We start from the raw sequence: 12,977 nt of genomic DNA, 5'->3' as shown, positions 1-12,977 counted from the left end.
GAACGATTGTTATGAATCATTTTGGTACTCATACTATAGAGTCCATATATAATTATGTTTCGCTGTTTATACGTGAAAAGAGATTCTCCCTCTCTCTTTTATCTGTTATAAACAAGCGCTTTTATCATTTTTTATTTTCTGGTTTATTCGCAGGCTTTACCTCTTCTTTTACAGGTACTTGTAGTTTAGCTAGTACTGCATTTTGCTTTTCTAGCAATTCTAAAATTTGATCTACTTTTGTTTCAAGCGTACGAATATCTTGTTTTACTTTCGTTACATCACGCTTTAATGTAGGAGCTTGCCCTAAAGAATCTACTTTCTCCTCTAGAAACTCCTCAATGTTATCTACTTTATTTTCTAAGTTAATAACAAGCGTAGCCACTCTTGCGATATCCTCTTTCGTCGGCACATTTACTTGTTCTAAATAGTTTTTTGTCGTATCATTTAATGCTTTTTGATAAAACAAATTCAAATCTAGAACGCTGCCCATCCAAGCAGAATATTCTTCTGTTTTAATTGTTTCATTGAGCGCTTTTCCCCAAAATGTTTCGGTTTGTTCATAAGCATTTTTCCATGCTTGTAGTGGATCGAATTTTTGATCAATCACTTTACCTACACTCCCTTTTTCGTTTTTGAAACAATTCAACCTATTCACTATTTTCTAATATTCTGAATAAAACTTCAAGTCTATATTTTATTTTTTTCTATTTTCTAACAAATGTGTTGACTTTAAAAACAGATAGGTGTAAATTGCACTTATAAGCAAAAAATTCCATCTAACTGATTCATGAGGTGATGCACAATCATGCTACAAAATGAACCAGAACAACGCGAAAGTTTGGAGAGCAACCAAGCGAAACAACCAAACTCCATGCCAAAAAACTTCTTAGTTCCCTTCTTACTTCTCTGTCTAAAAGACTGGAGTCTTCATGGTTACAAACTTATTCAAATGCTAATGGATATCGGCTTTTCTTCTGTTGACCAAGGTAATGTTTATAGAACACTACGCAAATTAGAAAAAGAAAACCTTATTTCTTCTACTTGGGATACAAGCGATGGAGGGCCGGCAAAAAGAATTTATTCTTTAACTGAATATGGAGAGCAATATTTAACAACATGTGTGACTTCTTTTGAACATTATCAAAATATGTTGCGAACGTTTTTCACGTTATACACCAATGCATTCTTTCCATTTTCTACTTCTCCAGAAAAGGATGAAAAGGATTCTTCATCTTCACCTGGTGGTACAGCAGAGTAATCTGCGTTCACAATATGCAAAAAAACATTTGGGGGTCAAACAATGGAAACTAAACCATACGAATTAGTCGATGCATTTTGGAAAAACTGGTCTCAATCACTTTCCCTTTTCTCTTCAGCTGGGAAGCAATTAGAGCAACTTACTTTAGAAACATTAAAACAACAACAAGACGCTTTGCATAAATTAACATCAGGAGTAGATGAACTAGAAAAAGAACTACAACAACTCACTGCTCAGTTCAATAACCAATATACAGATTACGTGAAACAATTAACTGGAAACTCCTTAAATGATCAAATTAACGAGTGGCAGGACAAATGGAAGGAACTTTCTGCTCATATGCATCAGCTTACTGTTTCTCCTACAAAAACATCATTGTCAATTCTTACCCAAACAAGCGGCCAATTTGAAGAAACAACAAAACAATTTATTGAGCAACAACAATTACAACGTGAAGAGGCTCAAAAACAGTTAGAGGGTTTTTTGGAAGAGTTCAAGTCAAAACAGTTGGAACTCGCAAAAAAGTTCGAGGAAAACTCAAAAAATCTATTTACTTCCATCAAGTAAGAAAAATGTGGGAGCTAACCGCAGCACAAACAAAACTCTTTCTTCCTCCTACTACATCAAGATGGCTAACATTTTTCGATATGGAAAAGAAGGAGGACAAAATGAATCCATTTCAAGAAGCACAAACTGTTCCGGAGCTTCGCTATGATGAGATTCAAGTCGGTGATCAAGCATCCCTTACAAAAACAATTACAGATGAAGATGTTATCAATTTTGCAAAATTGACTGGGGATGTGAATCCTATTCACATTTTAGATTCTTTTGCAAAAACGACAATGTTTAAAGAACGTATTGCTCACGGTATGCTCGTTTCGAGTTTTATTTCTACCATCCTTGGAACGAAACTCCCAGGCAAAAATACGATTTATTTATCCCAAAATGTTTCATTCCGTGCCCCTGTCAAAATCGGTGATACACTTCGCGTTGTGGCAGAGGTTATTAAGAAGCGTGATGATAAAAAAATCATTACGCTGCAAACAAACATATATAATCAATCAGATGATATTGTCGTGGAAGGAACAGCGACAATACTAAAAAAAGAGTAGCAAATTTGCTACTCTTTTTTCTATCCAAGAACTTCTAATCGCACCGATTACTTCCGCGTATGAGTACGTCGTTTCCACATAAAATAACGTTACCAGTTTAGATAAGAACTTAGCTGAACTGGACTACTCATAAGGATGTGTATCAACATGGTAAAAACAAACAAATTATTAGTTCCAGGTGCAGAACAAGCACTTGAACAATTTAAATATGAAATTGCACAAGAATTTGGTGTAAGCTTAGGATCTAATACAGCATCTCGTTCTAACGGTTCAGTTGGCGGTGAAGTAACAAAACGTCTTGTTGCTTTAGCTCAACAACAATTACGTGGATAATAATATAACATATGGCTTAGAGGCAGATATTCTCTGCCTCTTTCTATTTTCAACATACATAATGGTGCTTTTTCACATACTAATCAAAACGAAAGGAGCGATCTGTAAAATGAAACGGATTAATATTAGCATGAGCCCTCCCCGCGTTCTTACTTTGTCTTTTCTTGTATTATCAGTTGTCGGCACATGTTTATTAAAACTACCCATTGCTACGACAACTTCCATTTCATGGCTCGATGCCTTATTTACAACCGTTTCCGCTTGTACTGTTACTGGACTTGGTGTTGTAGATACTGGAAAAGTATTTACTTTGTTTGGACAATGTGTCATTTTAACGCTTATACAAGTTGGCGGGCTTGGCATTATGAGCTTTGCTGTCTTAATTGCGATTATGCTCGGAAGAAAAATCGGTCTTCAAAATCGAATTTTACTGCAACAAGCATTAAATCAAACGAATATCGGCGGCATCATCCGTCTTGCCAAAGCATTATTTTTATTCTCTTTTACAGTCGAATGTATCGCTACTATAATTCTTTCTTTTGAATGGGTACCAAAATATGGGGTTATGAAAGGGATCTATTATAGTTTTTTCCATTCAATCTCAGCCTTTAACAATGCTGGCTTTTCTGTGTGGAGCGATAATTTAATGTCCCATTCTCATAGCATTCTTGTCAATCTCGTCATTTCCTCTCTCATCATCTTAGGGGGAATTGGTTTTACAGTAATCGTAGACATAAAAAGAAAGAAAAACTTTAAAAACCTTACACTACATTCAAAACTTATGCTCTCTTCTACTCTAATCGTCAACATTATTGCTACCCTTTTTATTTTTATATTCGAGTTCCATAACTCCCTTTCTATGAGAGGTTTTACCCCATTTGAAGAAGGATTGGCCTCTTATTTTCAAGCAATTTCAACGCGAACTGCCGGGTTTAATACTGTTGATATTTCTACATTGTCAAAACCTTCTCTCCTATTAATGATGCTCCTTATGTTTATTGGTGCTGGTAGCGCTTCAACTGGTGGTGGGATTAAGTTAACAACATTTTTAATCATATTTTTTGGCGTATTTAAATTTTTACAAGAACAAGAGGATATTGTCGTATTTAAAAAATCCATTAAAGATACTCTCATTGTCAAATCATTAACCATTACTATTATTTCCATTTCATTTATCTTTTTTGCTATTTTAATTTTGAGTATTACTGAGCGAGTTCCTCTATTGATGAGTGCTTTCGAAGTATTTTCAGCATTTGGGACTGTTGGCCTCAGTATGAATTTAACACCCCACTTAACTATAATCGGAAAAGCTATTATTATCTTTATGATGTTTTTCGGGAAAATGGGTCCTTTAACATTGGCTTTTTCATTTGCTCGTAAAAAGAACCTGAAAATAAAATATCCGAATGAAGATATTTTAACAGGTTGACAACCGTATAAATTATCCATATAATGAGAATACAATAACATATCTCCAAAGGGGAGTAGCGTCCAAGAATATTTCTTGGAAACAAAGTCGTCATTACGTAGAACTTAGTTCTTCCGGCTTTGTTGGCATTTTTTATTACATATGTCTAGCAAGACCTTTGCCTATTAACGGCAGAGGTCTTTTTTGCATTCACTTCCAGATTTTTCCAAAGTTAATAGGCAGGAGTATGGGGAAACTAAATAGTGGGGAAATTCTTCACTTATTTAGAACTTATAGAAATGAGAGGAGAATGTACATGGATGTATCATTATTATTGGAGTATGGTTGGGTATTACTCATCCTAATTGCACTTGAAGGGATTTTAGCGGCTGATAACGCTCTTGTTCTTGCAATTATGGTAAAACATTTACCAGAAGAAAAACGAAAGAAAGCACTATTTTATGGATTAGCGGGGGCATTTGTTTTCCGATTTGGATCGTTATTTATGATTTCGTTCTTAGTCGATGTATGGCAAGTGCAAGCAATCGGTGCCATCTACCTTATGTTTATCGCTGGTAATCACTTATTTAAAACATATGTTAAAAAGAATACAGATGAAGAAACAGAAGAAAAAGAAGCAAAGAAAAAACAAGAGAACTTTTGGTGGACTGTATTTAAAGTTGAGGTTGCTGATATCGCCTTCGCAGTTGATTCAATTTTAGCTGCTGTTGCACTAGCAATGACTTTACCAAAAACAGGATTAGGTACAATTGGTAGTCTTGATACTGGGCAATTCGCTGTTATCTTTGTAGGTGGACTTATCGGATTAATCATTATGCGATTTGCAGCAACTGCTTTCGTACAAATCTTAAAACGTAAACCAGGACTTGAAACCGCAGCATTCTTAATTGTAGGTTGGGTTGGTGTGAAGCTAGCAGTTTATACATTAGCACACCCTGCATTAAATGTAATTCCACATTCATTCCCAGAATCCACTCCGTGGAAGCTTACATTCTGGATTGTATTAGTCGGAATCGCAGTTGGTGGTTGGTTCTTCTCAAAAGAAGTAGAAGTAAAAGTAGAAAAGAATTTAGACGAAAAAGCGCTGTAATTACAGCGCTTTTTCTTTTTTCTTTCTTCCTCTCAATGTCCAGAAAAAATTACATTATACTACCTTTTGTAAACGTTTTCTTAATGTATGTATGTCCTTTTTGTGAAACATTGCACAAACTTATTGAAAGTGAGAACAATTCCATGTACTTTATTCATATAAGGAGTATTTATAGAAGATTTACTAAAGGAGCGTATTACTCATGCTAGAACAAGGACTAGATTATGTTGTCAAACTGGCTAAAAGCAAAAAGAAAATACTAGATACAAACCCAATGCAATATTTCATTCGTGCTGCACTTGCGGGTATTTATATCGGTTTTATTATTGTACTATGTTTTAAATTAGGTAACTTTTTTCACATTGCAGATTCACCAGCAACTTATTTAGCTGCTTCTATGTTTTTCGGGATTGCTCTCGTACTTATTATATATGGCGGTGCTGAATTGTTTACTGGGAACACAATGTACTTTACTGTAGCAACTTTAAGAAAAGAAACAACGATTTCTGATACACTACGTAACTGGGTTGCTTGTTATGCAGGTAACTTAGCCGGCGCGTTATTCTTTGCCTTACTATTTTACGCAACTGGAATTTTTGAAGCAATTGATCACGGTCACTTAATGAATAAAGTCGTTGAAGGAAAGATGAACACACCTACAATGCAGTTATTCTTTAAAGCCATTTTATGTAACTGGCTCGTATGTCTTGCTTGTTTCTTACCTTCTCAGGTTAAAGGTGACACAGCAAAAATAATAGTCATGATGCTACTTGTTTTCACATTCTTCTTATCTGGTTACGAACATAGTATTGCAAACTTATCACTCTTTGCTTTATCTTTAGTTTCACCGCATCCTGAGACAATTTCTTTTTCAGGTGCTATTCATAACTTAATTCCTGTTACAATCGGTAACATTATTGGCGGATCAGTATTTGTCGGTATGGTATACCACTACTTAACAAAGAAAACACCTGAAGTTCAACAGGAAGAAACTGAAATCGCAGTAGCTCAACAAGAAGAGATTATTCCTTTACAAGCACATATGAAACATTAAAAACTCCAAAGTTTTACTTTGGAGTTTTTAGCTTCCCACGTATTTAACAACAAGGTGAGGATTAATTTCTCCTTCTTCCTTTCCCTTATCCATTCTCTGTTTCATCTTGTGCATACCGATGACATCATTCGTATGAAGGTGAATTTCATTTACATATAATCCCTCTGTACAAAAAGCTTCTACAAAATCTAGTCCATTTTTTGCTCCCCAGCCCATATTATAATCAAGGGAAAGAATATTCACATCATAATCCCGAACCATTTGCAAGGCACATTCTACTGTAGTTGCGGACACATACCCGAACGGGCAACTTCTTTGATCATCCATATATACGTTCATTTTCGATTCCCTCTCTAATTTGAATAAACAGCTAATACATAGCACATTGCCCCAAGACTAATAAAAGGACCAAATGGAATTGGCTTTCGTACTTCTATACGTTTTAATCCGATACCAATCCCGAAAAAACAAAGACTAAAACAAGATGCTAAAAATAAAACGATAAAAACTCCCTTCACTCCTACTATAAAACCAAGTAACGAAAGTAGTTTTATATCTCCTCCGCCAAGCCCTTCTGGATATATCTTTTGCATGCAATATAACAAAAGGAATATAACACCACTACCAACTATACTATCTGTCCAAGTAACTAATTGTACAAAAACACTTTCGAGAATGAGTAAAACCGCAAACGAAATTAAAATACAATCAGGAATTAACATATATAAGTAATCTGTAACTGAAATAATAAGAAGTAGCGAAAAAAGGGATAAAATGATAATAAGTTCTTGTTCTATTCCAATCATATACACGGTAAGAAGAAATATACTTCCTGTTATACATTCAAATGCTACATATATAATTGGAATTTTCCTCTTACAATTCGTACAACAGCCTCTTTGTATATAAAATGAAATGATGGGGATTAGTTCTTTTGGCCTTAGCACATATTTGCAATAATAACAATGTGAACGCGGGGTAATAATAGACGCACCTAATGGAACCCTCACCGCAACTAACATAAAAAAAGAACCAAACACCATCCCTGCTAACAGTGCATATAAATAAGTGAACATCCCTTCCTCTCCTTTCCCAAAAAACATAGCAAAAAAAGGAGAGAACTTCTACTTCATATTATCCTTTATTCTACTAAAAAAGCAGGCCATTTTCTGGCCTGCTTTCCCCTCTTTTATACGATGAAATATACTGCTTTTAATGGTCCATGTACTCCGACAACAAGATTCATCTCAATGTCAGCCGAGTTACTTGGCCCTGTAATAAAGTTAATACAAGATGCCGCTGTCTCCCCATTTTCTACGCGTGAGTTCATATCCTGAACTGCTTGTGTAATACGAGGCACAAGTGTTTCACGTGGAATAATAGCAAAATATACAGTCGGTAAAAAGTGTAAAGAACGTCCCTGCCCTTTATGACTTTGTACAACAATTGTACCAGATTCGGCTAATGTATAATCACTAAATGCAATACCAATATTCGCTTTTTCAGCTAAACGCATATTTTCGTCTTTTCTCTCTGGATCCCATACGTTTACTTCAACGTCTCGCTTTGGAAGTTCTTCTTTAAATAAAGATGTTAAACCATATGCATCAAAACGATCATCTGCTGATAATAAAATAGGTCCCCCGCCGTTTTCCATGATTACTTTTTGAAGGTCTTCACCTAAACGGTCATTTGTCGTTTCTACTACAGTTGTATGAATGTTTGTACATTGCTTTTTAAACACTTCTAGTAATTCTTCTTGTGAATAATCTTTTAACGTTTCTATATTCACATTACTTTTCCATACTGGACGCTCTACACCTTCTGTTTTACGTGCGCGCCCAAGTTCTTTTGCAATGTTATCTAGAAAGGCATCACGGTTTTGAATTAATCCTGTCATTATTTATCCCCGCCTTTCTTATGATCTTTATACCAATCACGGAATCGTTCTTTACTTGGAGCTGGGAATTCACGAATATCCGTCCAGTTTTTAAGTGGTCCAACACCTTTTGATACACGATTACCAGATGTAAATGGACTCATTGCCGCTGGTGCCATTTTTGAACCCATTTTATATAAAGCAGCTGAAGAAGCACCCATACTAAACATTTTCATCGCTAGTTTTTCTGCAAGTGGTGCACGACCTTCTTGCTCAACGATGACTTGACGATGTTTTAATAATAAATCATGCAACGGAATTTTTACTGGACAAGCTTCTGTACATGCTCCGCATAAACTAGATGCATAAGGAAGCTCTTTGTAATCATCATATCCACCTAGAAGCGGTGTTAATACCGCACCGATTGGTCCTGAGTAAATCGATCCATATGAATGTCCACCAACGTGACGATATACAGGACATACGTTAACACAAGCAGCGCAACGAATACATTGTAATACGGAACGGAATTCAGATCCAAGAATTTGAGAGCGACCATTATCAACAACCACTAAATGGAATTCTTCAGGTCCATCAACTTCCTCTTCTTGAATTGGTCCTGCTACTGTTACATAACTTGTTAATTTTTGACCTACTGCACTACGACATAGTAAACCAACTAAAACATCTAATTCTTCCATTGTCGGAACCATACGTTCCATACCCATTACCGCAATTTGTGTTTTAGGAATTGACATAACAAGATCTGCATTACCTTCATTCGTTACTAAACAAAGAGATCCAGTATTGGCAACAGCAAAGTTACAACCAGTTACACCAATTTCTGCATCCATAAATTTCTCACGAAGTTGTTTACGAACAAACTTTGTCATTTCATATGGGTCATCAGAATTTTCATAGCCTAGCTTTTCTTTAAATACATCGCGAATTTGCGTTCTATTTTTATGAAGTGCAGGTGCAATAATATGTGAAGGTGGATCATTATCTACTTGCAAGATATACTCTCCTAAGTCACTCTCTAATACTTCACAGCCAATCTCTTCAAGCGCATGGTTCATACTAATTTCTTCTGTTACCATCGACTTTGATTTTACTACTTTTTTCGCTTGTTTCTTTTTGGCAACGTCTTGAATATACTTTGCAGCTTCCTCTTTCGTCTTCGCAAAGTACACGTGCCCGCCTCTTTTTGATACATTTTCACTTAACTGCATTAAGTAATAATCCAGATTTTCTAACGTATGTTGACGAATTTGTTCACCTAGTTCACGCCACTCTTCCCAGTTTCCTAATTCATCTGCAGCTTTTAAGCGATTCGTATATAAACGCGTTTGTGCAGAAGATACTGCTCCGCGCATAAACGAATCTTGAATTCCATCACCAACGCGATCATTAAATTTTTTCTCACTGATTTTCATAGACATAGCTTATGTTCCCCCTTCATGAGCGACTATTCAGTACCTCAGCAATATGCATTACTTTTACTTCTTTTCCTAAACGCTCAATACGTCCGCCAATGTTTAACAAACACCCACAATCTGCACCGATTAAATAATCTGCACCTGTTTCCATGACACTATCTACTTTTTCGTCTACCATTTGCTCAGAAATTGGAGTCATCTTAACTGAAAACGTTCCCCCAAACCCGCAACAATTTTGCACGTTTGGCAAATCTCTCACAGTTAATCCTTTTACATTTGATAATAAAATTCCTGGTGCTTCTTTTACTCCAAGCATACGCGTCATATGACATGATTTATGAATAGTAGCTATCCCTGGTAAACTTGCACCAACATCTGTAACTTTTAAAACATCTACAATAAACTGTGTAAATTCATAAGTTTTATCAGCAACTTTTTGTGCACGTTTAGCCCACTTTGGATCATCTTTGAAAACATGCGGATACTCATGAAACATTGTCGCACAAGAACCAGATGGCGTAACAATATATTCTGCATCTTCAAAAGTTTCAATCATATGTTTCATCGCTTCTTTTGCTGCTTCTACATGGCCGCTATTATAAGCAGGCTGCCCACAACAAACTTGTGCTTCTGGAAATTCAATTTCACAACCTAAACGCTCCAACACTTCAACTGTTGCTTTGCCGACATTTGTTTCAAACATATCGACTAAACAAGTAACAAATAAAGTAACTTTCATAACTATTACTCCCCCTTTTTACAACTTCACCAACAAACATATGGTCATCAGATGACTTAGTAGAGAAGAAATAGGCTCAACCATGGCCTATCCTCTCCCTCTTCTAAAGAAAACGCTTACTTAATCTTTCTCTATTTTATCAGAAAATTAAATTTTTAAAAGATTAAATTACGAATTTATATCGTTTTTACCTGTGACAATATGTTCTACATTTGTTAAATGATCTAGCATTGCTTGCTGCGCTAATTCTACATCTTGTTTTAACACCGCATCATATATAACTTGATGCTCTTCTATAAGTCGTTCTGATGTCGTTTGTTCACCATATAAAATAATGCGTCTTGATTCACCAATTGTTTCAGCAATCATCTCTGAAACATGATTCATGAGTTCAAGCAAAATGTTATTATGCGAAGACTCTGCAATTCCCATATGAAATTGAAAATCGGCTTTTTCGCCAGCCTTTTCATCTCCAATGCTCTTTGCCATTTCATCTAACCAATGTTTCATATTTTGTAAGTTATCTTCCGTACGTTTTGCCGCCGCTACTCGAACTGCCCCCACTTCAAGCACCTTTCGTACTTCTAATAAATTCAAAATATCTTCTTTCTTCATTAATAATCTATTGTTTAATGATTTCGTTAATGAAGAAGAATCGAAGTTCTTCACATATGTACCTTCTCCTTGTTTCATCTCAATTAAGCCCATCGCTCTTAGCGCACTTAGCGCTTCACGAACAGCAGATCTGCCAACTTGAAACTGCTCAGCTAATTGATGCACAGGGAGTAGTTTGTCACCAGGTTTTAACGTACCATTTTTAATCATTGTTAAAATAGCTTCAGATACTTCTTCGTAAATTTTTTTCGGTTTAATAGATTTGTACTCCAGTTAAATCACCTCAGTATCTTCCAAACAACAATTGAAACGATTTATAAGAACTTTGCATCATAACTATTTTAGACCGAATTGATAAGAAGTACAAATGTTTTGTTCATAAAATAGTCAAATTTTCGATATTTATTACATATTAATTTATATTTTTACGTATAAAGTGAAACTTTAATCAGTGGAGGTTTTGTTCATCGCCCACTGATTATTAGCTCTCACCAATCGGGCTTTTACGGGCAGCAGGGCCTCCACCTAACTTCTTTGCTTCCGTTGAATTTTGAGGTGAGTGTCTTACTGCCCGGCGAATAGCGGGATAAATATTTTCTTCAATAAAAAGAACATGTCCTAAAAATTAGAACATGCTCCCCTCATCCTGTACATTCAGTTTAATAATAACCGTTGTTCCCTTATCTTTTTCACTTTCAATTTTCCACTGTCCACCATGTATATGAACAATTTGTTTCACAATAGCAAGGCCTAAACCTGTTCCACCGTGTTGACGACTTCTCGCTTTATCAACTCGGTAAAAGCGTTCTCCAAGATTCTCCAAATGTTCTATATCAATACCAATTCCTGTATCTTTTATTTTTAATTCACAGTAATCATCGATTTGCTCTAAAGTTATAACGATATTTCCTTTTTGATTTGTATACCGTATCGCATTATCTAACACATTATGAAGCACTTGTTGCATACGATCCTCATCAATCATGACAATGACCTCTGGATTTAAATTGGTTGAAATATGAATTTCCTTTTCTATAAACTTAATCTCATACGTATCTAATACGTCTTCAATCAGCTGTGAAAAAACGATAGGTTGCTTCTTTAACGGAAAGTGCTCACCTTCTAATTGTGCTAAGTCTAACAAGTCATGAACGAGACGCTGCATACGACCTGCTTCTTTATGAATTAGCTGCGTTACTTTTTCCTGCTGCGGTCCCTTTGCAACACCATCTAAAATAGCCTCGCTATACCCTTTTATATAACTAAGTGGTGTTCTAAGTTCATGCGAAACATTTGCTAAAAATTCCTTACGCTTTACATCTTCTGTTTCTAATGAATTTGCCATTTTATTAAATGCTTTTCCTAATCGTCCAATTTCATCCTCTGAAGAAACTGTAATCCGCTCCGAAAAATCTCCCGTAGCCAAATGATTTGCAACCCGCTCCATTTGCGAAAGTGGCTTCGTAATTGCAATTATAATTTTCCTTCCAACCCATATCGTAATTAAAATCATAGCAATTGCTAACGGTGCTAAAATAAGACCCATATCATAGATTAAATCTTTTATACTTTTTAAAGGAATATACGAATAGACAATTCCGACTAATTTTTTATTTTCCAATACAGGGATGACAACCCCCATAATATTACGGTCAAAATGTTCTTCATATCCTATTTTTGTCACAGTTTTCCCGTCTAATAGCGTTTGCCTATCTCCTTCACTTATAAGAGAATGATGATGCACATCAAAAGGCAAACATGCGCTTAAATCACGCGGATTAGACACGAAAATAACGTCTGAACTAGATATTTGATCAAACGATCTTACTTTCTCTTCAAAAGTTGATATTCCTTCACGCTTATCATATTGAGCAGCAAGACTTTTTCCTTCCATTACTAACGAAGCTTTTAAATTATCAACGTATAATTTTTCATACGAGTATAAAGATACGAAATAAAGAAAGGACACTGTTACACATACTGCACATACTACTGTAAGCCAAAGTTTTTGTACCATCGTAAACATACG

At 35.6% G+C, this 12,977-nt stretch carries 15 protein-coding genes; 7 read left to right on the top strand and 8 right to left on the bottom strand.

Features of this window, described 5'->3' with window-relative positions:
- Nucleotides 1–124 precede the first annotated feature (124 nt).
- Nucleotides 125–607, bottom strand: a complete 483-nt coding sequence (phaR, locus tag DN401_RS27070; RefSeq protein WP_000566942.1) for a polyhydroxyalkanoic acid synthase subunit PhaR — start codon at nt 605–607, stop codon at nt 125–127.
- Between the two features lie 198 nt (nt 608–805).
- Between phaR and phaQ the strand changes: the two genes are divergently transcribed.
- From phaQ to DN401_RS27035, 7 genes are all read left to right on the top strand, one after another.
- A complete protein-coding gene (gene phaQ / locus DN401_RS27065) occupies nt 806–1,258 on the top strand; it encodes a poly-beta-hydroxybutyrate-responsive repressor (RefSeq protein ID WP_000939957.1) in 453 nt (150 codons plus the stop codon).
- Nucleotides 1,259–1,300: 42 nt separating this feature from the next.
- Nucleotides 1,301–1,825, top strand: a complete 525-nt coding sequence (gene phaP, locus DN401_RS27060; protein ID WP_000448594.1) for a polyhydroxyalkanoic acid inclusion protein PhaP — start codon at nt 1,301–1,303, stop codon at nt 1,823–1,825.
- Between the two features lie 101 nt (nt 1,826–1,926).
- Complete coding sequence (locus DN401_RS27055; protein WP_001067916.1) at nt 1,927–2,370, top strand: MaoC family dehydratase; 444 nt, start codon at nt 1,927–1,929, stop codon at nt 2,368–2,370.
- A gap of 147 nt (nt 2,371–2,517) precedes the next feature.
- On the top strand, nt 2,518–2,703 hold the full coding sequence (locus tag DN401_RS27050; RefSeq protein ID WP_000241212.1) for an alpha/beta-type small acid-soluble spore protein: 186 nt from the start codon (nt 2,518–2,520) through the stop codon (nt 2,701–2,703).
- A 109-nt stretch (nt 2,704–2,812) separates the two neighbouring features.
- Entirely contained in the window at nt 2,813–4,132 is a 1,320-nt protein-coding gene (locus tag DN401_RS27045) for a TrkH family potassium uptake protein (protein ID WP_000822360.1), read from the top strand.
- 295 nt (nt 4,133–4,427) lie between these two features.
- Nucleotides 4,428–5,222: a TerC family protein gene (locus DN401_RS27040; RefSeq protein ID WP_000383314.1), complete on the top strand. Its 795-nt coding sequence runs from the start codon at nt 4,428–4,430 to the stop codon at nt 5,220–5,222.
- Nucleotides 5,223–5,424: 202 nt separating this feature from the next.
- Nucleotides 5,425–6,276: a formate/nitrite transporter family protein gene (locus tag DN401_RS27035; RefSeq protein ID WP_000893025.1), complete on the top strand. Its 852-nt coding sequence runs from the start codon at nt 5,425–5,427 to the stop codon at nt 6,274–6,276.
- A gap of 27 nt (nt 6,277–6,303) precedes the next feature.
- On the opposite strand, the gene DN401_RS27030 is transcribed toward DN401_RS27035, so the two are convergent.
- The 7 genes from DN401_RS27030 to DN401_RS27000 form a co-directional block, all read right to left on the bottom strand.
- The gene (locus DN401_RS27030) at nt 6,304–6,615 is read right to left on the bottom strand and encodes a cyclic-phosphate processing receiver domain-containing protein (protein ID WP_001103770.1); all 312 of its coding nucleotides are present in this window, start codon (nt 6,613–6,615) and stop codon (nt 6,304–6,306) included.
- A gap of 14 nt (nt 6,616–6,629) precedes the next feature.
- Nucleotides 6,630–7,352 carry a prepilin peptidase gene (locus DN401_RS27025; protein WP_000495723.1) on the bottom strand — a complete coding sequence of 241 codons (723 nt, stop codon included), beginning with the start codon at nt 7,350–7,352 and terminating at the stop codon, nt 6,630–6,632.
- Between the two features lie 113 nt (nt 7,353–7,465).
- Nucleotides 7,466–8,176: a LutC/YkgG family protein gene (locus DN401_RS27020; protein WP_000147187.1), complete on the bottom strand. Its 711-nt coding sequence runs from the start codon at nt 8,174–8,176 to the stop codon at nt 7,466–7,468.
- Complete coding sequence (locus tag DN401_RS27015; RefSeq protein WP_000061930.1) at nt 8,176–9,597, bottom strand: LutB/LldF family L-lactate oxidation iron-sulfur protein; 1,422 nt, start codon at nt 9,595–9,597, stop codon at nt 8,176–8,178. Before DN401_RS27015 ends, DN401_RS27020 begins: the two co-directional genes overlap by 1 nt.
- 16 nt (nt 9,598–9,613) lie before the next feature.
- Nucleotides 9,614–10,333, bottom strand: coding sequence for a (Fe-S)-binding protein (locus DN401_RS27010; RefSeq protein ID WP_000869148.1), 720 nt, complete (start codon nt 10,331–10,333; stop codon nt 9,614–9,616).
- A gap of 168 nt (nt 10,334–10,501) precedes the next feature.
- Nucleotides 10,502–11,191, bottom strand: coding sequence for a FadR/GntR family transcriptional regulator (locus tag DN401_RS27005; protein ID WP_254904515.1), 690 nt, complete (start codon nt 11,189–11,191; stop codon nt 10,502–10,504).
- A 382-nt stretch (nt 11,192–11,573) separates the two neighbouring features.
- Nucleotides 11,574–12,974: a sensor histidine kinase gene (locus DN401_RS27000; RefSeq protein WP_000494796.1), complete on the bottom strand. Its 1,401-nt coding sequence runs from the start codon at nt 12,972–12,974 to the stop codon at nt 11,574–11,576.
- Between the last annotated feature and the right edge of the window lie 3 nt (nt 12,975–12,977).

The sequence above is a fragment of the Bacillus sp. BF2-3 genome (assembly GCF_008368795.1).
GTDB classification, from domain to species: Bacteria; Bacillota; Bacilli; order Bacillales; family Bacillaceae_G; genus Bacillus_A; species Bacillus_A cereus.
This window is presented reverse-complemented; position numbering and strand designations above follow the sequence as displayed.